Below are 20,586 nucleotides of genomic sequence, written 5' to 3'. Positions count from 1 at the left end.
GTCGATCTCTTACGCTTTAACGCCGAGCGGCGAAGCGCCCCCGGCAACTCCCGGCGCGGCGCCGGCTTCCTCGATGATTCCGGAATCCTCCGCCGCCTCACGCAGGCGGCGGAGGTTGTCCTCGTGCTTGGCCTTGTCGATGTTGAAGAAGCTGAGGCTGATGATGCCCAGGCCGAACAGCACGCCGACTACCGGCAGGTAGATCAGCCCCATGTTTTGGATGACCTCGGGGTCGACCTGGCCGCGCTTGGCGTTCTCCGGGAAGTGGATGAAGGCCAGCACCGAGCCGGAGATGAACACCCCCACGCCCGAGACCATCTTCTTGAACAGGTTGTCGGCGCTCATCAGCAGACCTTCGGAGCGGCGGCCAGTCTTGACCTCGGCGTCCTCGATCACGTCGGCGACCATCGAGACCAGCAGCACGCCGGTCCCTGCCGCCAGCGCGGTGTTGATCGCCGTCTCGGCCAACAGCAGGCTGTACAGCAGGCCGGTCCCATTGGGCGGCATGAGGCCGAACAGGCGGGCCACCACCGGGCTGACGCCGATCGTCAGGGCGGTGGTGAACAGCAGCAGCGCGCCGTGCTTCTTGCCCAGCCGCTTGGCGATATGCGGGGCGGCGATCACCCCGACTGCGCTGCCCAGCACGCTGATCGTCACCAGCCCGGCGAGCTGGCCCTGGGTCAGTCCCCAGAAGTAGAGACCGAAATAGATCTCCAGCGCGTTGCGGGCCCCGGTGGCGATGGCGATGAACATGCCGGTGATGGTGGCGATGACGAAGGCGCGGTTGTTCAGGGTCGCCGCGACCTCCTTGGCCATGGCCTTGAACGTCGCCTTGCGGGCTGGCGGCGCACGCAGATAGGGGATCTGGCTCATCGTCCCGGTCGTCGACACGATGATGGCCGTGAAGATCACCAGCGAGGCGGTGAGCGCGTATGCGAAGTAGCCCTCGCGGGCCAGGACGCCGCCGGTTCCGTCGGGATTCTCCTTCAGGAACACCTGGTAGGCCAGCACCGTCATGCCCAGTCCGCCGATCACCGCGAACAGCATGCGCAGCGAAATCAGGCTGGTGCGCTCGTGGTAGTCCTTGGCCAGTTCCGGCGCGAGGGTCGAGTGCGGCAGCTCGAAGAAGGTGTCGAACAGGCGCACGGTCAGCAGGCAGGCCAGTAGGTAGATCACCAACTGGCCGTCGCTCCAACCCTGCGGCGGGTTCCAGAGCATGAAGAAGGCGACCGAGACGGGGACCGCCGCGGCGAACATGAACGGGTGCCGGCGGCCGAGGCGCGATTTGAAGTTGTCGGAGATCTGCCCGACCATCGGGTCGACGACGGCGTCGAACACCAGGGCGATCATCAAGACGAAGGTCACGGTCTGCGGGGGCAAACCGACCACCTGGTTGTAGAACAACATCAGGAAGGTCGAGAGGCCGCGGAGCTTGACGGCGTTGGCCACCGAACCGACCGCATAGAGCAGCTTGGTCGCGAAGGTGAGAGGTGGACGGGTCAGGGCGGTCATGCGGCCGGCGCCCCGGCCTGAAGCACGCAAGCTCGTTCACAGTCCGGCGAGTGAATGCCGCGGGCCAAGTGTTCCTCCCGCCGCGCGAATATGCTGCGCGGCCGCCATTATGATTGACGCCAGACCGCACCCTTGAAGGGCGTGTCCGGCGCTCGACGTCCAATTAATCAAATCGTGGGGGACGGCTTCCCCATCGTCAACGGCTTTCGTCTTTCAGCCACGACACAATGAACGCCTTACTGCGTAAGGTGTTGGGGCGTGGTCAGGTATTTCCGACCGATGTTCTCGAAACATTCCTTGCGGACGGGTCGGCCCCGCCGGCGACTTCGCCGACAGAGCCGTCCGCGACATTCCCAATCCTAGAAGCAGGATTGGAACTGTGGCTAGACCGTCAGCATCACCTTGCCGACATGGGCGCCGCCTTCGAGATAGGCGTGCGCATGGGCGGCATCTTCCAGAGGGAAGGTCTTGTCGATCAGCGGCCGCAGCTTGCCGGCCTCGATCCAGGGCCAGACGGTCGCCTCGACCGCGGCGGCCAGGCGGGCCTTCTCGTCGGCATCGCGCGGACGCAGGGTCGAGCCGGTGATCACCGCCCGCTTCATCATGATCCGGAAGATCGGCAGCGTAACCTCGGCCCCGCCCTGGCTGGCGATGTAGACGATGCGCCCGCCGGTGCGGATGCTGTCCAGCCCCTTGGCGAAGTAGTCGCCCCCGACCATGTCGAGGATCACATCGACGCCGCCGTGCGCCTTGGCCACCTCGGCGAAGTCCTGGGTCGTGACGTCGACGCTGACGTCGGCGCCCAGCTTCAGCGCTTCTGCGGCCTTGCCGGCGCCCCGGCCGGTGGCGATGACCTTGGCGCCCGCGGCCTTGGCCATCTGGATCGCTGTTGTCCCGATGCCGGACGTCGCGCCGTGCACCATCAGCGTCTCGCCGGCCTTCAGGCTCCCATGCTCGAACACGTTGGCGAACACCGTGAACACGGTTTCAGGCAGGGCCGCGGCCTCCAGCAGGCTGAGGCCCTTGGGGATCGGCAGCGCGTGCCGTGCGTCGCAGACGGCGTACTGAGCGTAGCCGCCGCCGCCCAACAGCGCGCAGACCTTGTCGCCCGCTTTCCAGCGTCCTGATCCAACGACCAGTTCACCGGCGACCTCCAGCCCCATGGTCGGCGGCGCGCCGGGCGGCGGCGGATAGGCGCCGATCCGCTGCGCCAGGTCGGGACGGTTCACTCCCGCCGCCTCGACCTTGATGAGGATCTGGCCCGGACCGGGATCGGGGCGCGGAATTGATTCCGCCCTCAGGTTTTCCGCAGGTCCACGCCCGCCCTCCACAGCGATCGCGGTCATGGTCTGGCTCATAGGGGCGCCCTCCGGCAGCTTTTGCGCGTAAACTTCCAGATAGATGCCGCATGGCGCCCGAGAATGGGAGGACCTTCGATGGATGAACCGGCAGAAGCCCGGGTATTGCGGGGCCAACGCCTCGCCGAGGCGATGCGTGAAGACCTTGAGCTCTACGGGGTCGCCGAACTCGAGGAACGGATCGAGGCGCTGGAAGCGGAAGTCGCCCGCTGCCGTGCCCAGATTGAGCGTAAGCGCGCGGGGCGGGCGCAGGCCGACGCGCTATTCTCAAGGCCAAGCTGATCGAGTCGTACGGATAACCGAACGTAAACGGCCGATCATCGATAACGGACGCTTACGTCTGGCATGGGGGTTGCAGTCCTTCGGCCAGAGCACCGCATCCGTCCGCGGGCGAGGATTTTAGAGGCTAAGTGGTTTCATGATCGATGGAATTGCGCCGATCGGCGCCTGGCGAGCCGATGTGATCGCCGACTTCGCCCGCTCCGAGTTGTTCGACCGGACCTTCCAGGAAGGCATGGACCTGGTCGAGGAAACCGCCGGCTATCTCGACGGCTCCGGCCGTCAGGAATCCAAGCTGCTCTCGCGCAACGCGGCCCTGGCCTATGCCGCCGAAAGCATGCGCCTCACCACCCGTCTGATGCAGGTGGCTTCCTGGCTGTTGGTGCAGCGCGCTGTGCGCGAAGGCGACATGCCGCCTGAGGGCGCCCGTGAGGAACGCTATCGCCTGGGCGCCGAAGACGTCTGCCGCGGCGCCACCACCGAGGATCTGCCCGAGGGGCTGCTGATGCTGCTCGATCGGTCCGAGCACCTCTATGAGCGCGTTCGTCACCTGGATCGCCGCATGTACATCGAAGATCCCGAGCAGGAAGACGCCAACCCGGTGCTGTCCCAGTTCGGCCGCCTGCAGGCCGCGTTCGGCACGGCGTAGAGAGCTACCTCCGTCCTTCACCCCTCGCGGGAGAAGGAGGCGGCGGCCATCCATTCAGGCACAGCAAAAAACGCCGCGCGATGAGCGCGGCGTTTTCGTATCTGCTCGCGAAGTCCAGCCGGCGCGCAGCGCGCGCCAGCGGTCTTACTTGCGGGTGAAGCCGCCGAACTTGGCGTTGAAGCGCGACACGCGGCCGCCGCGGTCCAGCAGGGTCTGGTTGCCGCCCGTCCACGCCGGGTGCGTCTTCGGGTCGATGTCCAGGTTCAGGGTCGCCCCTTCCTTGCCGTAGGTCGAGCGGGTTTGGTAGCTCGAACCGTCGGTCATGACGACCGTGATGAAATGGTAGTCGGGGTGGGTGTCTTGTTTCATCGCGAGGGTAACCGACGTAAAGGAGCGGCAGAAAAGTTCACGTCAGCCACGAGGCGGGCGCGAAGGAAGCCGCGCGTATACAGGAAAAGGCGCGGTAAGAGCAAGGGCGCTAGTTTCTATGAGTGATTTGGCCGTCGAGGCCCCCGTCGACGGGCGGCCCAGCGCCGGCGCCGCCCTGGCGCAGGATCTGAGCGAGGCCGCTCAGAAGCGGACCCGCAGCCGCAATGTGAGCGCGCTGGGCGGTCTGGCCCCCTACCTCGCCAATCACTGGGGCGACACCGCCTGGGCGGGCCTGTTCCTGATCACCGCGACGGCCTCGACCCTCGGACTCTCCGGCGCCGTGCGGCAGCTGGTCGACCATTTGACCGCGCCCGGCGCGACCGACGCCTCCGTCGCTCCGCGCTTCTGGCTGATCGGCGGCGTGGCCCTGGCGCTCGCCGCCTCCAGCGCCCTGCGCTACTTCTTCGTGACCAAGCTGGGCGAACGGATCACCGCCGATCTGCGCAAGGCGGCCTACGCCCACATCCTGACCCTCGACCAGCCGTTCTTCGTGAAGACCCGCACCGGCGAGGTGCTCTCGCGGCTCACCACCGACATCCAGATCGTCGAGAGCCTGCTCTCGACCTCGATCTCGGTCGCCCTGCGCAACCTGCTGACCCTGATCGGGGCGCTGGTGCTGCTGACGATCGTCAGCCCCAAGCTCACCGGCCTCGTGGTGGCGCTGTTCCCGTTCGTGCTGGCGCCGCTCTTCTTATATGGCCGCCGCGTGCGCAAGCTGACCACCTCGACCCAGGACCAGTTCGCCGCCGCCGTCGGCCATGCCGGCGAGACTCTGGACGCCCTGGAGACCGTGCAGGCCTTCGGGCGCGAAGCCGCCGGCGCCGCCCGTTTCGGCGACGCGGTGGAGGCCTCGTTCCGCACCTCGCTGCGCCGGATGACCGCGCGGGCGATCATGACCGCCCTCGTCATCGGCCTGGTGTTCGGCGGCGTGGTGTTCATCTTCTGGCTGGGCGTCCATGCGGGCCTGCGCGGCGAGATGAGCTGGGGCGCGCTGTTCCAGTTCGCCTTCCTCGCCGTGATGGCCGCCGGGTCGGTCGGGGCGCTCGGCGAGACCTGGGGCGACGTCCAGAAGGCCGCCGGCGCCATGGAGCGAATCTCCGAGCTGTTCGCCGCTACCCCGACCATCGCCGCGCCGGTGCATCCCAAGCCGCTGCCGACGCCGGCCCGCGGCGAGGTCGCCTTCGAGGCGGTGTCCTTCGCCTATCCCGGTCGGCCCGAAGCGCTGGCCCTCGACGGCCTGACCTTGAACGTCGCGCCCGGCGAGCGGGTCGCCCTGGTCGGCCCCTCCGGTTCGGGCAAGAGCACGGTCTTCCGGCTGCTGCTGCGCTTCTATGACCCGACCAGCGGGACCGTGCGGGTCGATGGCGTCGACCTGCGCGAGGCCGATCCGGGCGGGGTGCGTGCGCGCATGGCGCTGGTCTCGCAGGACTCGCCGCTGTTCTCCGGCTCGCCGGCCGAGAACATCCGCTTCGGGCGTCAGGACGCCAGCGCAGAAGAGATCCGCGCCGCCGCCCGCGCCGCCCAGGCCGAGGGCTTCCTCGACGCCCTGCCGCAGGGCTTCGACACCGCGCTGGGCGACCGCGCCCGCAGCCTCTCCGGCGGCCAGCGCCAGCGCTTGGCCATCGCCCGGGCGCTGATCCGCGAGACGCCGATCCTGCTGCTCGACGAAGCCACCAGCGCCCTCGACGCCGAGAACGAGCGTCTGGTGCAACGCGCCCTGGAAGACGCCATGGTCGGCCACACCACCCTGGTCATCGCTCACCGACTGGCCACGGTGCTCAAGGCCGACCGCATCGTGGTGATGGACGCCGGCAAGGTGGTCGAGCAGGGCACCCATGCCGAGCTGCTGGCCAAGGGCGGGCTCTATGCCCGTCTGGCCGCGCTGCAGTTCGGGGAGGCGGCCGCTTAAAGCGTGACAGCCGCAAGTGGATGCCGGTTGCGGCGCCCGTCACGCTCAAAACTATTAAACTAGAGCCTGGCTCTAGGCCCCGCGGGCGGCGACCGCTAGGCGCGGGAAGTCGCTGAAGACGCCGTCGACGCCAGCCGCGTAGAGCGCGCGGAACACCTTGGCCACCTCGCCATGTTCGCCGGGGGCGGTTCCCCTGCGCAGGGCGGTGGGCAGGAACCGGTTCTCCGCGCGCACCGTCCAAGGGTGCACGACCAGCTTCTGGGCGTGGGCGTCGGCGACCAGCGAGGTCGGGGCGCCCAGCACGCCGCCGGTCGTCGGGATCACCAGCGACCAGTCCGGCCCGACCCCGTCGGCATAGGCCGCGATGGCCTTAAGGCCCTCGGCGCTGACCATCTGCGGATCGGCCGCCCCCACCAACTGCACGCGGCGGACCTTGGAGAGCTCCTTGAAAGCCTTCAGCGGTCCCGGCTCGAAACACTGCACGAAGACCTTGGCCTCGGGGCTGTCGAGGCCGTTGCCCTGCAGGGCTGCGGCCAGCAGCCGATCGATCGGCAGACCCGCCCCGGCCAGGAAGGTCGGGTGCTTCATCTCCGGATAGAGTCCGATCGGATGGCCGAGCCGGCGGCTCTGCGCCTTGGCCAGTTCGATCACCTCCTGGAAGGTCGGGATCGACTCGCGGCCATCGAAGCGGGCGCTGCCAGGCCGCAGGTCCGGCAACCGCTCGCGCGTCCGTAGGGTCTTCAGCTCCGCCAGGGTGAAGTCCTCGGCGAACCACCCCTCGACCTTCTCGCCGTCGATGATCTTGGCCGTCCGGCGGGCGGCGAATTCGGGGCGGGCGGCCACGTCGGTCGTGCCGGCGATCTCGTTCTCGTGGCGCACCACCAAGTGGCCGTCCTTGGTGACCACGAGGTCAGGCTCGATGAAGTCGGCGCCCTCGTCCACCGCCAGGCGGTAAGCCATCAGCGTGTGTTCAGGCCGCTCGCCGCTGGCCCCGCGATGGGCGATGACCACGGGCCCGGCCGGAGCCCGCGAGATGACCGGTCCCGAAGACGCCAGGGCGGCGCTGGAGGCGGCGAATCTGCGACGTGTCAGTTGCATGGCCGCGATCTAGCCGGCCAAGGCGACGCTTTCGTCAAGTTGTGCTAAGCGTTCGGCATGGACAACCGGATCGTCAGCACCTGCGACGGGGTCCCTTTCGAGGACGGCCCGGACCGCGGCCGCATCCTGGTTTCCGGCGCCGACACCGGCGGGTGCTATTCGCTGATGGAGTGGATCGTGGCGGCTGGCGACGGCTTGCCTGTGCAAAATTACGGCGCTCACCGGCACGGCGCGATCGAGGAAACCTTCTACGTCCGCAAGGGCAGCCTGGAGTTCCTGCTCGACGAGACGGTGACCACCATGAAAGCCGGCGACTTCGTGCGCGTGCCGCCGGGGACCCGCCATGGCTACGCCAACGTTTCCGGCGAGGAAGTCGAACTGCTGGTCAGCTTCCATCCCGGCGGCTTCGAGCAGCTGTTCCTCCGCTACCGCACCGACCGCGACGGTCCGCCCGCGGGCGATGGCTTCATGGCCGACGCCGTTCGCGACTTCGGATCAGAGTTCGAAGGTTAGTCGCTGATCGCTTAGGCGGCGGCCTTGAGCTTTTCCAGCAGCAGCGGATGCAGGTCGAGGTTGGCCGTGCAGATATGACCGCTTTCCAGCATCGACTCGCCGCCGTCGCAGTCGGTGACCTTGCCGCCCGCCTCGGTGATCAGCAGCAGGCCCGCGGCCATGTCCCAGGGCTTCAGGTCGCGTTCCCAGAACCCGTCCAGGCGGCCGGCGGCCACATAGGCCAGGTCAAGCGAAGCCGCGCCCATCCGACGCACGCCGGCGACGCGCTGGCTGATCTGGTGCAGCTCCTTAAGGAACTTGGCGTGCTGGCCGTGGCCGAGGAACGGGATCCCGGTGCCGAACAGCGCCTCGTCCAGGTGCTTGCGGCCGGCGACGCGCAGACGCTTGTCGTTGACGAAGCAGCCCTTGCCCTTCTCGGCCCAGAACAGCTCGTTGGTGACCGGGTTGTAGGTCACCGCCGCGACCACTGCGCCCTCGCGCTGCAGGGCGATGTTGATCGCGAAGTGCGGGATGGCGTGCAGGAAGTTGGTGGTGCCGTCGAGCGGATCGACGATCCAGGTGTGGGTCTTGTCGGTGCCTTCGATCAGGCCGCGCTCTTCACCGTGGAAGCTGTAGCCGGGACGGGCCTTCTCCAGCGCCTCGAACACCGTCTGCTCGGCCTTGATGTCGGCGGCGGACACGAAGTCGGCCGGCGCCTTGCGCGAGACCTGCAGTTCGGACAGCTCGCCGAAGTCGCGGTTGAGGCCCCGGGCCGCCTTGCGGGCGGCGTCGGACATGACTTTCAGTAGGGCGGATTGGGTCGACACGGATGGATCCAGTTCTGGCGCAGCAGATGCGCGGGCGCGCCGGAAGGGCGGGAAAATCGAGGCGCGGAACCTAGTGGGCAGAGGGGCTTAAGGCAAGGAGCGGCCGTCATGCGCGCGCCGCCACGCCCCGCGCGATCGCCGCGCTGAGCCCCTGGACCGCCGCCGCGGCGCCGTCCGGATGGCTCCAGACCCCGGCCGAGACCGCCAGGAAATCGGCGCCGGCCTTGGCCAGGCCCTCGGCGTTGTCGGCGGTGATCCCGCCGATGGCGACGCAGGGAACCTCCATGGTCTCCTGCCAGATGGTCAGGATGTCCGGCTCTGCGCGGGTCGGGGCTTCCTTTGTCATGGTCGGGAAGAAGGCCCCGAACGCGACGTAGTCGGCGCCGGCCTCGGCCGCCTCCATCGCCAGGTGGCGGCTGTCGTGGCAGGTGACCCCGATCATGGCGTCGCGGCCCATGATCTTGCGGGCCTCGGCATAGGGCGCGTCTGACTGACCGACATGCACGCCGTCGCAGCCGAACCTTGCGGCCAGGTCTGGCCGGTCGTTGAGGATCACCGCCACGCCGCGGGCCTGGGCGATGGGTGAGAGCGCGTGGACCGCGGCGCCGATCACCTCGTCGGGCGCGTCCTTCAGGCGGATCTGCAGGGCGGCGACGTCGCCGGCGTCGAGCGCCTGCGCCAGGGTCCGGCCGAAGGCGGCCAGGTCGTCGAGCTTCGGCGGAGTGATCAGGTAGAGGCGGCATTCGGCGGTCATGCTGCGCCTTCTAGCCGTGCGGATAGTCGGGCAACAGCGCCTTCATGGCATAGGCGGCGAGCATCGTGACCGCGCAGGCGGCGATCGCCAGGCCGACGAACCAGGACAGCCGCTTCCAGAGCGGCGGCGAGGGGGCGCCCGGCTCGGGCGGGCCTTCAATGATATCCCGCATCGGCCGTCACCTTGCCGCGGAACAGCCAGTAGACCCAGATGGTGTAGCCGAGGATGACCGGCAGCAGGATCGCCACTCCGACCAGCATCAGGCCGAGCGCATTGTCCCGGTTGGCCGCCTGGCGGAAGGTCATGTCGTAGGGGACGATGTCCGGGAAGAAGCCGGCCGCCAGACCCACGTATCCGGACAGGAACAGCAGGCTCGCCCCCAGATGCGGCCAGCCGTGCGAGCGGCGCGACAGCCCGACCGCCAGGATCGCCAGGCCGATCAGGCCTAGCAGCGGAATCGGCAGGTGCGGCAGGAACACCTGCGGGTCGACTGCGGCGCCGATGAAGCCCCAGCGCTGCGCGACCTCCGGGTGGACATAGAGGGTGGCGAGGCTGACCGCGGCCAGCAGGGCGGCGGTGAAGAAGGCGGCGGTCCAGGCCCAGCGCCGCGCGTCGCCGTGCAGCTCGGTCTCGGTCTTCCAGACCAGCCAGGTGGCCCCCAGCAGGGCGTAGCCGGCGACCAACCCGGCGGCCACCAGCACCGTATAGGGCGTCAGCCAGTCGAACGGCTGGCCGCCGAACGCCATGCCGTCGAGGGCGATGCCCTGGATGAAGCCTCCGAGGATGAAACCCTGGGCGATGGTCGCGACCAGCGAGCCGCCGGCGAAGGCCGCGGTCCAGAACGCCTTGCCCCGGCGGCGGCCGCGCAGCCGGAACTCGAAGGCCACGCCGCGCAGGATCAGCGCCAGCAGCATCAGGATCACCGGGATGTAGAGCGCCGGCATGATCGCGGCGTAGGCGTAGGGGAAGGCCGCGAACAGCCCGCCGCCGCCCAGCACCAGCCAGGTCTCGTTGCCGTCCCAGACCGGCGCGATGGAATCCATCATCACGTCGCGGTCGGCCGGGCTTTTGGCGAATGGGAACAGGATGCCGACGCCGAGGTCGAAGCCGTCAAGCAGCACATAGAGCAGCACGGCCGTGGCGATGATCGCGGCCCAGATCAGCGGCAGGTCGAGGGTCATGGCCGGCCTCCTTTGCCGTTGGCCGGGCCTGGGTCCTCGGGCGCGGCGGCCAGCGCCGAGCCGGGCGCGCGCTGGACTGCGGGAGTCGGCTCGTCCGCTCCGGCCACCGGGCCTTCGGCGACCAGTCGAATGATGTAGAGCACCCCGACCGAGAAGATGATCGCGTAGACCACGAGGAAGCCGAGCAGCGAGGCCGAGACCTGGCCCGCGCCGACCGGCGAGACGCCGTCCGAGGTGCGCATCACCCCGGTGATCACCCAGGGCTGGCGGCCGACCTCGGCGACGATCCAGCCGCTGATCACCGCCACGAAGCCGGCCGGCCCCATGGCGATGCAGGCGCGCAGGAACAGCCGCGTGTCTTCCAGCGCGCCGCGCCAGTAGAGCCAGACGCCCCAGGCGCCCAGGCCGATCATCAGCACGCCCAGGCCCACCATCACCCGGAAGGCCCAGAACACGACGGCCACCGGCGGCCGGTCCTGCGGCGCGAAGGCCTTCAGGCCCTTGACCTCGCCGTCGATCGACCCGGCGGTGATCAGGCTGCCGACCTTGGGGACCGAGATCTCCCAGCGGTTGCTTTCGCTGTCGCGGTCGGGCCAGGCGGCGATGTGGAAAGCTTGCTGAGCCTTGGTCTCCCAGAAGGCTTCGATCGCCGCCAGCTTGGCCGGCTGGTGGCGCAGCACGTCCTTGCCGGAGATGTCGCCGACCACCAGCTGCAGCGGCGCGACGATGGCGAACATGCCGACCGCCATGCGCAGGCTCATTTTCGATTCCGGCTCCTCAGGCCGGCGCAGCAGCCGCCAGGCCGAGGCCGCGCCGACCACCAGGGAGGTGGTCAGGTAGGCCGCGAGGGTCATGTGGGCCAGCCGCGCCGGGAAGGTCGGCGAGAAGATCACCTCCATCCAGTCGGTGGCGATCAGGCCGCCGTCCGGCGCGTGGGCAAAGCCGGTCGGGTGCTGCATCCAACTGTTGGCCGAGATGATCCAGAACGCCGAGATCAGGGTTCCGACCGCGACCAGCACCGTGGCGGTATAGTGGAGGCCGGGCCCGACCCGCTTCCAGCCGAACAGCATGATCCCCAGGAAGCTGGCCTCCAGGAAGAAGGCGGTCAGCACCTCGAAGGCCAGCAGCGGCCCGATCACCGGCGCGGCCATCGCCGAGAAAGCGCTCCAGTTGGAACCGAGCTGGTAGCTCATCACCACGCCGGTCACGACGCCCATGCCGAACGAGATCGCGAAGATCTTCACCCAGAACACGTAGAGGGTCTTGAATACGTCGTTGCGGGTGGTGAGCCACAGCCCTTCGAGCACTGCCAGGTAGCTGGCCAATCCGATGGTGAAGCTTGGGAAGATGATGTGAAACGCGATGGTGAACGCGAATTGCAGTCGCGACAGCATCAGGGCTTCGACGTCCATCACATCCGACCCCAGCTATAGGTGCGACGACGCGAGGACCGCCTGTGCGCCGCTCCGAATGTGAACAACGCGTGAGGCCAAGCTCGGGTTCAGCGACAATCGACCGCGGCGCCGGACCACTTCGAAGCGTGGCCCTCAACTTGCAAATGATTTGCAACGACGTTCGCATCTGGTACAAAGCTTCATCTCCGGAGAGAGTCCGCCTTGTACGTCTGCAACTGTAACGGCATTCGCGAGCGTGAGGTCCGCGCCGCAATCGAGGCGGGCGCCAAGCGCCCAGCCGAAGTGTTTCGCGCCTGCGACTCTCAAGTCCAATGCGCCCGCTGCGTCTGCGACATGCGCAAGATGATCGGCGAGCGCGAAGAAGGCCTGCGCTACGCCGCCGAGTAGCCTTCTGTTCGCAGGTGCGAACGAAACGCGGAATTACTTGCAAACATAGGCTTTGACTAAGCTCGCCCTCGGGAAGAGTTTGCACTCGAATTGGATTCGAGGAGGCTCGTATGAAGGGCGACAAGGCGATCATCCGGCGACTGAACGCCGTGCTCACCAATGAGCTGACTGCCGTGAACCAGTACTTCCTGCATGCGCGGATGTACGAGAACTGGGGTTTCGCCCGGCTCGCCAAGATCACCTATGACGAGTCCATCGGCGAGATGAAGCACGCCGACAAGCTCATCAAGCGCATCCTGTTCCTCGACGGCCTGCCCAATCTGCAGGACCTGCACAAGCTGAAGATCGGCGAGTCCGTGCCGGAATGCATGACCGCGGACCTGGCGGTCGAAGTGGGCGGCCGAGTCGACCAGATCGAGGGGATCAAGGAGTGCGAGGCGGCGGCCGACTACGTCACACGCCAGATCCTGCGCGAGATCCTCACCGACACCGAAGAGCACATCGACTTCCTCGAGACCCAGCTCAGCCTGGTCCGGTCGCTGGGTGAGCCCAACTACCTGCAGAGCGCGCTGGGCGACCTGGAAGGCGGCGAGGGGCACTAGGGGGCGGGGGCTCGCGCCCCCCCCCCACTCAAGTTCGTCATGGCCGGGCTTGACCCGGCCACCCATAGACTCCGTCAAAGCAGGCCGGGAAACAGGTCGTCCCAATTGGGATTGTCCTGTTCGATCAAGGCGATCTTCCAATCGCGCTTGTACATTTTGAGCCGCTTCTCCAACGCGATCGCTTCCACGACCGTGAAGCACCGCTGGAACCAGACGAGACGTTTCACGCCATAGCGGCTGGTGAAGCCGGGGCGCTCGCCCTCGCGGTGCTGCTGGATGCGCCTGATCAGATCGCTGGCGACGCCGACGTACAGCGTTCCATGTTTTCCGCTGGCCAGCATGTAGGCCGCGTTGTTCGCGTGCACCGGATCCATGGCGAAGCTTCGTGCGTATGGGTGGCCGGGACAAGCCCGGCCATGACGAACTTGAGAGGGTGGGAAATCCCGCTAGGCTCCCCCCAACGATAAGGGGAGCGGGCATGACCGAAGCGGTCGCGGGCGAGAGCGTCGTCGAGAAGAAGAGCCATCGGCTGGTGATTGGCGCGGCGTCGGCCGGTACGGTTTTCGAGTGGTACGACTTCTACCTCTACGGCTCGCTGGCCGGTTTCATCACCGCGCACTTCTTCTCGGGCGTCAACGAGACCACCGGCTACATCTTCGCCCTGCTGGCCTTCGCGGCCGGGTTCGCGGTGCGTCCGTTCGGGGCGATCGTGTTCGGCCGTCTGGGCGACCTCTGGGGCCGCAAGAACACCTTCCTGGTCACCATGCTGCTGATGGGGCTGTCGACCTTCTCGGTCGGCCTGCTGCCTGGCTATGACCAGATCGGCGTCGCCGCGCCGGTGCTGCTGATCGTCATGCGGCTGATCCAGGGCCTGGCGCTGGGCGGCGAGTACGGCGGGGCGGCGACCTATGTGGCCGAGCACGCGCCTCCTGGGAAACGCGGCCTCTACACCAGCTGGATCCAGACCACCGCGACGCTGGGCCTGTTCCTCAGCCTGATCGTCATCCTGGCGGTGCGCTCGATGACCGGCGAGGAAGTGTTCAAGGCCTGGGCCTGGCGCATCCCGTTCCTGGTCTCGGCGATCCTGCTGGCGGTGTCGCTGTGGATCCGCCTGAAGCTCAACGAGAGCCCGGTCTTCCAGAAGATGGTCGACGAGGGCAAGACCTCGAAGAAGCCACTGACCGAGTCGTTCGGCCAGTGGTCGAACCTCAAGGTGGTGCTGCTGGCCCTGGTCGGGCTCACCGCCGGCCAGGCGGTGGTCTGGTACACCGGCCAGTTCTACGCCCTGTTCTTCCTGGAGAAGATGCTGAAGGTCGATGGCCCGCTGACCAACACCCTGGTCGCCTTCGCCTTGATCCTGGGCACCCCGTTCTTCGTGGTGTTCGGCTGGCTGTCCGACAAGATCGGCCGCAAGCCGATCATCCTGGCCGGCTGCCTGCTGGCGGCTCTGACCTACTTCCCGATCTTCAAGGCCCTGACCGAGGCGGCCAACCCAGCCCTGGCCCACGCCGCGGCCCGCGCCCCGGTGGTGGTGGTGGCCGACCCGGCCGACTGCTCGTTCCAGTTCGACCCGGTCGGCAAGACCGCCTTCACATCGTCCTGCGACATCGCCAAGTCGGCGCTGGCCAACGCCGGCGTCACCTACGCCAACCGGCCCGGCGAACCGGGCGCCGTCGCCCGCGTGCAGATCGGCGAGGTCGAGGTCGCCAGCTTCGCCGGCGTCGCCCTGACCAAGGCCGAGTTCACCGAGCGCAAAGCCGCCTGGACCAAGCAACTGACCGGGGCCCTGCACACGGCCGGCTACCCGCCCAAGGCCGACCCCGATCAGGTGAACAAGCCGATGGTCGTGGCCCTGCTGTTCCTGCTGATGCTGTACGTGACCATGGTCTATGGGCCGGTCGCCGCGGCGCTGGTGGAGATGTTCCCCGCGCGGATCCGCTACACCTCGATGAGCCTGCCCTACCACATCGGTAACGGCTGGTTCGGCGGCTTCCTGCCGACCACGGCGTTCGCCATGGTAGCGGCCACCGGCAACATCTATTTCGGGCTCTGGTATCCGATCGTCGTGGCCGCAGCGACCGCGGTGATCGGCTTCCTGTTCCTGCGCGAGATGCGCGGCGCCAACATCGACGACTAGCTCTTGGGGCGTCCGCCGCGGGGCTGGTTGACGTCGTAGGGCTCGTCATAACCGCGGCGGGCCGAATAGAAGGCCAGCCACATCAGCACGCCGGTCAGGCCGCCGACCGCCAGCAGGCCGGCGATCACGAACGGCAGGATCGGCGTCAGCCAATCCCAGCCGCCGCCGAGCCTGGCGCTGATCGTGAACGACCAGACCGCCAGGGCCGTCAACACGGCCAGGGCCAGCAGAACGCCGATCAGGGTGGGAACGTGCTTCATGTCCCAGCATATCGCGCTGCGACGGGGTCGGTTCCAGCGGCGGAAACCTTCAAAGAAAAAGCCGCCGCCCGCAGGGGCGACGGCTTTCACGAAGTGCGTGGGCGATGGAGGCCTATTCCGCCGCCTGGCGGCTGACGCCGATCTTCGGGGCCAGGTCGCCCTTGGCGTAGAGCTTGGCCATTTCCGACAACGGGATCGGCTTGATCTGGGAGGCGTGGCCCGCCGTGCCGAACTCCTCGAAGCGCTGGACGCAGATCTTGCGCATGGCTTCCTTGGCCGGCTTCATGTAGCCGCGCGGGTCGAATTCGCCCGGCTTCTCGGCGAGCAGCTTGCGGATCGCGCCGGTCATGGCCATGCGGTTGTCGGTGTCGATGTTGATCTTGCGCACGCCGTGCTTGATGCCGCGCTGGATCTCTTCGACCGGCACGCCCCAGGTCTGGGGCATCTCGCCGCCGTACTGGTTGATGATGTCCTGCAGGTCCTGCGGCACCGACGAGGAGCCGTGCATCACCAGGTGGGTGTTGGGCAGGCGGCGATGGATCTCTTCGATCACGTTCATCGCCAGGACGTCGCCGTCCGGCTTGCGGGTGAACTTGTAGGCGCCGTGGCTGGTGCCCATGGCGATGGCCAGGGCGTCGACCTCGGTGGCTTTCACGAACTCGACCGCCTGGTCGGGATCGGTCAGCAGCTGGTCATGGCCGAGCTTGCCCTCGAAGCCGTGGCCGTCTTCCTTCTCGCCCATGCCGGTTTCCAGCGAACCCAGAACGCCCAGCTCGCCCTCGACCGAGGCGCCGACCCAGTGGGCCATGTTCACGACGTTGCGGGTGACTTCGACGTTGTAGTCGTAGTCGGCCGGGGTCTTGCCGTCGGCCTTCAGCGAGCCGTCCATCATCACGGACGTAAAGCCGTACTGGATCGCCGTCGCGCAGGTGGCTTCGTTGTTGCCGTGGTCCTGGTGCATGCAGATCGGGATGTGCGGGTACATTTCCGCCATCGCGTCGATCAGGTGCTTCAGCACGATGTCGTTGGCGTAGGAGCGGGCGCCGCGCGAGGCCTGCATGATCACCGGCGAATCGGTGGCCTCCGCGGCCTCCATGATCGCCAGCGCCTGTTCCATGTTGTTGATGTTGAACGCCGGAACCCCGTAGCCGTACTCGGCCGCGTGATCGAGGAGTTGTCTCAAAGTAACCCGGGCCATGCCCTGCCCTCCGTAGTTCTTAGTTAAATCGACAAGGCCGCCACACCGGGCAGCTCCTTGCCTTCCATCCATTCAAGAAACGCGCCGCCCGCCGTCGAAACGAACGTGAAGTCGTCGGCGGAGCCTGCAGCGTTGAGGGCCGCGACTGTATCACCGCCGCCGGCCACGGCCACCAGCTTGCCTTGCTTGACCAGTTCGGCCGCGTGGCGGGCCGCGCTGACCGTGCCCTTGTCGAAGGGCGGGATCTCGAACACGCCCAGCGGCCCGTTCCAGATCAGGGTTTTGGAGTTGTCCATGGCCCGGCACAGCCGCTCCACGGTCTCGGGCCCGGCGTCCAGGATTCGCTCGTCCTCGTCGACCTCGCCCAGGCCGCGCACGCGGGCCGGGGCGCCGGGCGCCATCTTCTCGGCGACAACGATGTCCAGCGGCAGGAAGAGCTTGCAGTTGTTCTGGCCGGCCAGGCGGATGATCTCGCGCGCGGTCTCGGCCATCTCCTTCTCGCAGTACGAGGCGCCGACGTCATGGCCCTGGGCGTACAGGAAGGTGTTGGCCATGCCGCCGCCGATCGCCAGCTTGTCCAGCTTGGTGACCAGGTTGCGCAGCAGGTCGAGCTTGGTCGAAACCTTGGAGCCGCCGACGATGCCCAGAACCGGGCGCTGCGGCTTGCCTAGCGCCGCTTCCAGCGCGTCCAGTTCGCGGCGCATCTGCTCGCCCGCATAGGCCGGCAGCAGCCGGGCCAGGCCCTCGGTCGAGGCGTGGGCGCGGTGTGCGGCCGAGAAGGCGTCGTTCACATAGAGGTCGCCGTTGGCGGCCAGCGCCTTGGCGAACTCCGGATCGTTCTTTTCCTCACCAGCGTGGAAGCGGGTGTTTTCCAGCAGCAGCACGTCGCCGTTCGCCATGGCGTCCACGGCGGACTTGGCGGCCTCGCCCACGCAATCGCCGGCGAAGGCGACCGGCGCGCCGACCAGGGCGGCCAGCGGGCCGACCACCGGCTTCAGGCTCATCTCCGGCACGACCTTGCCCTTGGGCCGGTCGAAGTGGGCCAGCAGGATGACCTTGGCGCCGCCGGCGCGCAGCTTGGCGATGGTCGGCAGGATCGCACGCAGGCGGGTGTCGTCGGTGACCTTGCCCTCGGCCATCGGCACGTTGATGTCCACGCGAACCAGGGCGCGCTTGCCGGTCAGATCGGCGGTGTCGAGGGTGCGGAAGGTCATGCAATCGCTCCGGTCGCCCCGCCGCGAAGCGGGGTCCAGGTCAGTCCGGAAAAGAAAACGGGCGCCCGGAGGCGCCCGTGGTTCGACTTAGATCAGCTTCGCGAGCGCGACGGCGGTGTCGCTCATGCGGGTCGAGAAGCCCCACTCGTTGTCGTACCAGGAGAGGACGCGGCCGAGGGTGCCGTCGATCACCTGGGTCTGGGCGAGCGCCGCGGTCGACGAGGCGGCTTCGTGGTTGAAGTCGATCGAGACCAGCGGATCGTTGGTCACCGCCAGCACGCCCTTCAGCGGGCCGTTGGCTGCGGCGGTCAGGGCCTCGTTGATCTCTTCCTTGGTGATCTTGCGGCCGGCCACCCAGGTCAGGTCCACGACCGAGACGTTCGGGGTCGGGACGCGGATCGAAGAGCCGTCCAGCTTGCCCAGCAGTTCCGGGATCACCAGGCCGAGCGCCTTGGCGGCGCCGGTCGAGGTTGGGATCATGGACATCGCCGCGGCGCGGGCGCGGTAGAGGTCCTTGTGCATGGTGTCCAGCGTCGGCTGGTCGCCGGTGTAGGAGTGGATGGTGGTCATGTAGCCGCGCTCGATGCCGGCCAGCTCGTGCAGCACCTTGGCCACCGGGGCCAGGCAGTTGGTGGTGCAGGAGGCGTTGGAGATGACCAGGTCGTCCTTGGTCAGGGTGTCGTGGTTGACGCCGTAGACGATGGTCTTGTCGGCGTTGTCGCACGGAGCCGAGACGATCACGCGCTTAGCGCCGGCTTCTAGGTGGGCCGCGGCCTTTTCCTTGGAGGTGAAGAGGCCGGTGCACTCCAGGGCGATGTCGACGCCCAGATCCTTGTGCGGCAGGTCCTTCGGGTCGCGGATGGCGGTGACTTTGATCTTGCCGAAGCCGACGTCGATGGTGTCGCCGTCAACGACGACATTGCCCGGGAAGCGGCCGTGCACGCTGTCGTAACGCAGCAGGTGAGCGTTGGTCTCGACCGGGCCCAGGTCGTTGATCGCCACGACCTCGATGTCCTTGCGGCCATGCTCGACGATCGAACGCAGGACCAGCCTGCCGATGCGGCCGAAACCATTGATGGCGACGCGAACGGTCATCGAGAAAACTCCTGAGCCAGTTGATTTGGGGCGGTTTCTTGAGGGCGGAGGCAGAGGAGTCAACCCCTGGCGCAGTCAAGTGCGGCTTCAAAGCGTTTCAGCAGCGCTTGTCGCAACTCCAAGGGAACACCAGATCGGCTCGGACGCTTACGGCAGCGCCGTAACAATCGAAGGAGCTTTGGCGTGGCGAGACTGCATCTGATGGTGGCGATCGGCGCCCTGGCGAGCCTGGGGCTGGCGGCCTGCAATCCCGCTGCCGAAAAGGCCAAGGCGCCCGCCGAGGCGGCCAAGCCGGAGGCCAAGGTCACCACCTACGCCTGCCCAGACGGGCGCACGGTGCGGGCCAGCTATCCCGATCCCGACACCGCGGTGGTCGAGGTCGACGGCAAGAGCCGCAACCTGAAGATCGCCATCTCGGCCAGCGGCGCCCGCTACACCGGCGACGGCTATCAGTGGTGGACCAAGGGCATGAGCGAGGCCCAGCTCAGCCCGCTGGCGCCCGGCGAAGACATCGCCTCGGCGCCGGGCGTCAACTGCTCGGCCGCAGGGTCCTAGCCGGGCGGCTAGTCTGCCTTCACCGGCTTGACGCGCGAAGCGGCCTCGCGGGCGCGCTCGCGGGCCTGGTCGATGTCGGCGCCGCGGGCCAGGGCCACGCCCATGCGGCGGCGCTCGAAGCTCTCGGGCTTGCCGAACAGGCGCAGGTCCGCGCCGGGCACGCTTAGCGCCTCGGCCACGCCGTCGAAGGCGATGCCGGCCGCCTCCATGCCGCCATAGATCACCGCGCTGGCGCCCGGCTCGCGCTGGGCGACGTCGGTCGGCAGGCCCAGGATGGCGCGGGCATGCAGGGCGAACTCGCTGAGGTACTGGGTGGCCAGGGTGACCAGGCCGGTGTCGTGCGGGCGGGGGCTGACCTCGGAGAACCAGACCTCGTCGCCGCGGACGAACAGTTCGACCCCGAAGAGGCCCAGGCCGCCGAGCTCGCCGGTGACCTTGGCGGCGATATCCCGGGCCCGTTCCAGCGCCTTGGGGCTCATCGCCTGCGGCTGCCAGCTCTCGACATAGTCGCCCTTCACCTGGCGGTGGCCGATCGGGGCGCAGAAGCTGGTGGCGATTTCGCCGTCGGGGCCCTTCGAGCGGACGGTCAGCAGGGTGATCTCGAATTCGAACTCGATCTTGCCCTCGACGATGACCCGCGGCTGCTCGACCCGGCCGCCTTCCAGGGCGTAGCGCCAGGCCGCGGCGATCCCTTCGGGGCCCTCGACATAGGACTGGCCCTTGCCGGACGACGACATCACGGGCTTCACGAAGCAGGGGAAGCCGGCCACCTCGGCCGCGGCCTTGGCCAGCTCGTCCTCGGACGAGGCGAAGGCGTAGGGCGAGGTGGGCAGGCCGAGTTGCTCAGCCGCCAGCTTGCGGATGCCCTCGCGGTTCATGGTCAGCTGGGCGGCGCGGGCGGTCGGGATGACCGTGGCGACGCCTTCGGCCTCGAGCCGGACCAGTTCGTCGGTGGCGATGGCCTCGATCTCGGGCACGATCAGGTGCGGGCATTCGGCCAGCACCAGGGCGCGGAGGGCCGCGGCGTCGGTCATGGCGATGACATGGCTGCGGTGGGCGACCTGATGGGCCGGGGCGCCGGCGTAGCGGTCGACGGCGATGACCTCGCAGCCCAGCCGCTGCAGCTCGATGGCGACTTCCTTGCCGAGCTCGCCCGAGCCCAGCAGCATCACCCGGACGGCGGTGGGCGACAGCGGCGTTCCGAGGCGCATGCGAGCCCTCCTGGCAGGTTTATG

At 67.9% G+C, this 20,586-nt stretch carries 23 protein-coding genes; 8 read left to right on the top strand and 15 right to left on the bottom strand.

What is annotated here, in order from left to right; all coding sequences use genetic code 11:
• Positions 1-9 precede the first annotated feature (9 nt).
• Together AC1DQJ_RS03710 and AC1DQJ_RS03705 are read right to left on the bottom strand one after the other, a co-directional pair.
• Positions 10-1,512 carry an MFS transporter gene (locus tag AC1DQJ_RS03710; RefSeq protein WP_477600384.1) on the bottom strand — a complete coding sequence of 501 codons (1,503 nt, stop codon included), beginning with the start codon at positions 1,510-1,512 and terminating at the stop codon, positions 10-12.
• A 383-nt stretch (positions 1,513-1,895) separates the two neighbouring features.
• Positions 1,896-2,870: an NAD(P)H-quinone oxidoreductase gene (locus AC1DQJ_RS03705; protein ID WP_477600382.1), complete on the bottom strand. Its 975-nt coding sequence runs from the start codon at positions 2,868-2,870 to the stop codon at positions 1,896-1,898.
• 78 nt (positions 2,871-2,948) lie between these two features.
• On the opposite strand from AC1DQJ_RS03705, the gene AC1DQJ_RS03700 reads away from it, so the two are divergent.
• Together AC1DQJ_RS03700 and rcdA are read left to right on the top strand one after the other, a co-directional pair.
• Positions 2,949-3,152 (top strand): DUF1192 family protein, encoded by a 204-nt coding sequence (locus AC1DQJ_RS03700; RefSeq protein ID WP_477600380.1) that lies wholly within the window; start codon positions 2,949-2,951, stop codon positions 3,150-3,152.
• A 136-nt stretch (positions 3,153-3,288) separates the two neighbouring features.
• The gene (gene rcdA / locus AC1DQJ_RS03695) at positions 3,289-3,798 is read left to right on the top strand and encodes a protease adaptor protein RcdA (RefSeq protein ID WP_477600378.1); all 510 of its coding nucleotides are present in this window, start codon (positions 3,289-3,291) and stop codon (positions 3,796-3,798) included.
• 144 nt (positions 3,799-3,942) lie between these two features.
• Here the strand turns inward: rcdA and rpmE are convergent, their stop codons facing one another.
• The gene (gene rpmE / locus AC1DQJ_RS03690; protein ID WP_312160888.1) at positions 3,943-4,167 is read right to left on the bottom strand and encodes a 50S ribosomal protein L31; all 225 of its coding nucleotides are present in this window, start codon (positions 4,165-4,167) and stop codon (positions 3,943-3,945) included.
• A 118-nt stretch (positions 4,168-4,285) separates the two neighbouring features.
• Here rpmE and AC1DQJ_RS03685 point away from each other — a divergent pair, with 118 nt between their 5' ends.
• Positions 4,286-6,136: an ABC transporter transmembrane domain-containing protein gene (locus AC1DQJ_RS03685; RefSeq protein WP_477600376.1), complete on the top strand. Its 1,851-nt coding sequence runs from the start codon at positions 4,286-4,288 to the stop codon at positions 6,134-6,136.
• Between the two features lie 72 nt (positions 6,137-6,208).
• Here AC1DQJ_RS03685 and AC1DQJ_RS03680 read toward each other — a convergent pair whose 3' ends face one another.
• Positions 6,209-7,234, bottom strand: a complete 1,026-nt coding sequence (locus tag AC1DQJ_RS03680) for a glycerophosphodiester phosphodiesterase (RefSeq protein ID WP_477600374.1) — start codon at positions 7,232-7,234, stop codon at positions 6,209-6,211.
• Positions 7,235-7,291: 57 nt separating this feature from the next.
• Between AC1DQJ_RS03680 and AC1DQJ_RS03675 the strand changes: the two genes are divergently transcribed.
• On the top strand, positions 7,292-7,747 hold the full coding sequence (locus AC1DQJ_RS03675) for a cupin domain-containing protein (RefSeq protein WP_477600372.1): 456 nt from the start codon (positions 7,292-7,294) through the stop codon (positions 7,745-7,747).
• 11 nt (positions 7,748-7,758) lie between these two features.
• On the opposite strand, the gene AC1DQJ_RS03670 is transcribed toward AC1DQJ_RS03675, so the two are convergent.
• The 5 genes from AC1DQJ_RS03670 to AC1DQJ_RS03650 all read right to left on the bottom strand — a co-directional run bounded on the left by AC1DQJ_RS03670 (position 7,759) and on the right by AC1DQJ_RS03650 (position 11,900).
• A complete protein-coding gene (locus AC1DQJ_RS03670) occupies positions 7,759-8,553 on the bottom strand; it encodes an inositol monophosphatase family protein (RefSeq protein WP_477600371.1) in 795 nt (264 codons plus the stop codon).
• Positions 8,554-8,659: 106 nt separating this feature from the next.
• The gene (gene thiE, locus AC1DQJ_RS03665) at positions 8,660-9,307 is read right to left on the bottom strand and encodes a thiamine phosphate synthase (protein ID WP_477600369.1); all 648 of its coding nucleotides are present in this window, start codon (positions 9,305-9,307) and stop codon (positions 8,660-8,662) included.
• A gap of 10 nt (positions 9,308-9,317) precedes the next feature.
• Positions 9,318-9,479 (bottom strand): hypothetical protein, encoded by a 162-nt coding sequence (locus AC1DQJ_RS03660; protein WP_477600367.1) that lies wholly within the window; start codon positions 9,477-9,479, stop codon positions 9,318-9,320.
• A complete protein-coding gene (cydB, locus tag AC1DQJ_RS03655; RefSeq protein ID WP_477600365.1) occupies positions 9,463-10,488 on the bottom strand; it encodes a cytochrome d ubiquinol oxidase subunit II in 1,026 nt (341 codons plus the stop codon). The genes AC1DQJ_RS03660 and cydB overlap by 17 nt, the downstream gene beginning before the upstream one ends.
• On the bottom strand, positions 10,485-11,900 hold the full coding sequence (locus AC1DQJ_RS03650; protein ID WP_477600363.1) for a cytochrome ubiquinol oxidase subunit I: 1,416 nt from the start codon (positions 11,898-11,900) through the stop codon (positions 10,485-10,487). Before AC1DQJ_RS03650 ends, cydB begins: the two co-directional genes overlap by 4 nt.
• Positions 11,901-12,104: 204 nt before the next feature.
• On the opposite strand from AC1DQJ_RS03650, the gene AC1DQJ_RS03645 reads away from it, so the two are divergent.
• A complete protein-coding gene (locus AC1DQJ_RS03645; RefSeq protein ID WP_477600361.1) occupies positions 12,105-12,290 on the top strand; it encodes a (2Fe-2S)-binding protein in 186 nt (61 codons plus the stop codon).
• 110 nt (positions 12,291-12,400) lie between these two features.
• On the top strand, positions 12,401-12,892 hold the full coding sequence (gene bfr, locus AC1DQJ_RS03640; RefSeq protein ID WP_477600359.1) for a bacterioferritin: 492 nt from the start codon (positions 12,401-12,403) through the stop codon (positions 12,890-12,892).
• Between the two features lie 74 nt (positions 12,893-12,966).
• On the opposite strand, the gene AC1DQJ_RS03635 is transcribed toward bfr, so the two are convergent.
• On the bottom strand, positions 12,967-13,266 hold the full coding sequence (locus tag AC1DQJ_RS03635) for a GIY-YIG nuclease family protein (protein ID WP_477600357.1): 300 nt from the start codon (positions 13,264-13,266) through the stop codon (positions 12,967-12,969).
• 104 nt (positions 13,267-13,370) lie between these two features.
• On the opposite strand from AC1DQJ_RS03635, the gene AC1DQJ_RS03630 reads away from it, so the two are divergent.
• Positions 13,371-15,029 (top strand): MFS transporter, encoded by a 1,659-nt coding sequence (locus AC1DQJ_RS03630; RefSeq protein ID WP_477600355.1) that lies wholly within the window; start codon positions 13,371-13,373, stop codon positions 15,027-15,029.
• Here the strand turns inward: AC1DQJ_RS03630 and AC1DQJ_RS03625 are convergent.
• The 4 genes from AC1DQJ_RS03625 to gap form a co-directional block, all read right to left on the bottom strand.
• Positions 15,026-15,289: a hypothetical protein gene (locus tag AC1DQJ_RS03625; protein ID WP_477600353.1), complete on the bottom strand. Its 264-nt coding sequence runs from the start codon at positions 15,287-15,289 to the stop codon at positions 15,026-15,028. The genes AC1DQJ_RS03630 and AC1DQJ_RS03625 overlap by 4 nt on opposite strands.
• Before the next feature lie 112 nt (positions 15,290-15,401).
• Positions 15,402-16,487 (bottom strand): class II fructose-bisphosphate aldolase, encoded by a 1,086-nt coding sequence (fba, locus tag AC1DQJ_RS03620; protein ID WP_477600351.1) that lies wholly within the window; start codon positions 16,485-16,487, stop codon positions 15,402-15,404.
• 23 nt (positions 16,488-16,510) lie between these two features.
• Positions 16,511-17,701 (bottom strand): phosphoglycerate kinase, encoded by a 1,191-nt coding sequence (locus AC1DQJ_RS03615; RefSeq protein ID WP_477600349.1) that lies wholly within the window; start codon positions 17,699-17,701, stop codon positions 16,511-16,513.
• An 87-nt stretch (positions 17,702-17,788) separates the two neighbouring features.
• On the bottom strand, positions 17,789-18,796 hold the full coding sequence (gene gap / locus AC1DQJ_RS03610; protein ID WP_477600347.1) for a type I glyceraldehyde-3-phosphate dehydrogenase: 1,008 nt from the start codon (positions 18,794-18,796) through the stop codon (positions 17,789-17,791).
• Between the two features lie 183 nt (positions 18,797-18,979).
• Between gap and AC1DQJ_RS03605 the strand changes: the two genes are divergently transcribed.
• Positions 18,980-19,351, top strand: coding sequence for an MliC family protein (locus tag AC1DQJ_RS03605; RefSeq protein WP_477600345.1), 372 nt, complete (start codon positions 18,980-18,982; stop codon positions 19,349-19,351).
• A gap of 8 nt (positions 19,352-19,359) precedes the next feature.
• Here AC1DQJ_RS03605 and purT read toward each other — a convergent pair whose 3' ends face one another.
• Positions 19,360-20,562, bottom strand: a complete 1,203-nt coding sequence (gene purT / locus AC1DQJ_RS03600; protein WP_477600343.1) for a formate-dependent phosphoribosylglycinamide formyltransferase — start codon at positions 20,560-20,562, stop codon at positions 19,360-19,362.
• Between the last annotated feature and the right edge of the window lie 24 nt (positions 20,563-20,586).

The sequence above is a fragment of the Phenylobacterium sp. P4_E10 genome (assembly GCF_056401675.1).
The sequence above is the reverse complement of the archived record's forward strand: the minus strand, read 5'-3'. Positions and strand labels throughout refer to the sequence as shown.

What these genes read in the sequence shown, in the direction of transcription:
- AC1DQJ_RS03710 (WP_477600384.1), bottom strand. Translation starts at nt 1,512, where the DNA reads ATGACCGCCCTGACCCGTCCACCTCTCACCTTCGCGACCAAGCTGCTC.
- AC1DQJ_RS03705 (WP_477600382.1), bottom strand. Translation starts at nt 2,870, where the DNA reads ATGAGCCAGACCATGACCGCGATCGCTGTGGAGGGCGGGCGTGGACCT.
- AC1DQJ_RS03700 (WP_477600380.1), top strand. Translation starts at nt 2,949, where the DNA reads ATGGATGAACCGGCAGAAGCCCGGGTATTGCGGGGCCAACGCCTCGCC.
- rcdA (WP_477600378.1), top strand. Translation starts at nt 3,289, where the DNA reads ATGATCGATGGAATTGCGCCGATCGGCGCCTGGCGAGCCGATGTGATC.
- rpmE (WP_312160888.1), bottom strand. Translation starts at nt 4,167, where the DNA reads ATGAAACAAGACACCCACCCCGACTACCATTTCATCACGGTCGTCATG.
- AC1DQJ_RS03685 (WP_477600376.1), top strand. Translation starts at nt 4,286, where the DNA reads ATGAGTGATTTGGCCGTCGAGGCCCCCGTCGACGGGCGGCCCAGCGCC.
- AC1DQJ_RS03680 (WP_477600374.1), bottom strand. Translation starts at nt 7,234, where the DNA reads ATGCAACTGACACGTCGCAGATTCGCCGCCTCCAGCGCCGCCCTGGCG.
- AC1DQJ_RS03675 (WP_477600372.1), top strand. Translation starts at nt 7,292, where the DNA reads ATGGACAACCGGATCGTCAGCACCTGCGACGGGGTCCCTTTCGAGGAC.
- thiE (WP_477600369.1), bottom strand. Translation starts at nt 9,307, where the DNA reads ATGACCGCCGAATGCCGCCTCTACCTGATCACTCCGCCGAAGCTCGAC.
- AC1DQJ_RS03660 (WP_477600367.1), bottom strand. Translation starts at nt 9,479, where the DNA reads ATGCGGGATATCATTGAAGGCCCGCCCGAGCCGGGCGCCCCCTCGCCG.
- cydB (WP_477600365.1), bottom strand. Translation starts at nt 10,488, where the DNA reads ATGACCCTCGACCTGCCGCTGATCTGGGCCGCGATCATCGCCACGGCC.
- AC1DQJ_RS03650 (WP_477600363.1), bottom strand. Translation starts at nt 11,900, where the DNA reads ATGGACGTCGAAGCCCTGATGCTGTCGCGACTGCAATTCGCGTTCACC.
- bfr (WP_477600359.1), top strand. Translation starts at nt 12,401, where the DNA reads ATGAAGGGCGACAAGGCGATCATCCGGCGACTGAACGCCGTGCTCACC.
- AC1DQJ_RS03635 (WP_477600357.1), bottom strand. Translation starts at nt 13,266, where the DNA reads ATGGATCCGGTGCACGCGAACAACGCGGCCTACATGCTGGCCAGCGGA.
- AC1DQJ_RS03630 (WP_477600355.1), top strand. Translation starts at nt 13,371, where the DNA reads ATGACCGAAGCGGTCGCGGGCGAGAGCGTCGTCGAGAAGAAGAGCCAT.
- AC1DQJ_RS03625 (WP_477600353.1), bottom strand. Translation starts at nt 15,289, where the DNA reads ATGAAGCACGTTCCCACCCTGATCGGCGTTCTGCTGGCCCTGGCCGTG.
- fba (WP_477600351.1), bottom strand. Translation starts at nt 16,487, where the DNA reads ATGGCCCGGGTTACTTTGAGACAACTCCTCGATCACGCGGCCGAGTAC.
- AC1DQJ_RS03615 (WP_477600349.1), bottom strand. Translation starts at nt 17,701, where the DNA reads ATGACCTTCCGCACCCTCGACACCGCCGATCTGACCGGCAAGCGCGCC.
- gap (WP_477600347.1), bottom strand. Translation starts at nt 18,796, where the DNA reads ATGACCGTTCGCGTCGCCATCAATGGTTTCGGCCGCATCGGCAGGCTG.
- purT (WP_477600343.1), bottom strand. Translation starts at nt 20,562, where the DNA reads ATGCGCCTCGGAACGCCGCTGTCGCCCACCGCCGTCCGGGTGATGCTG.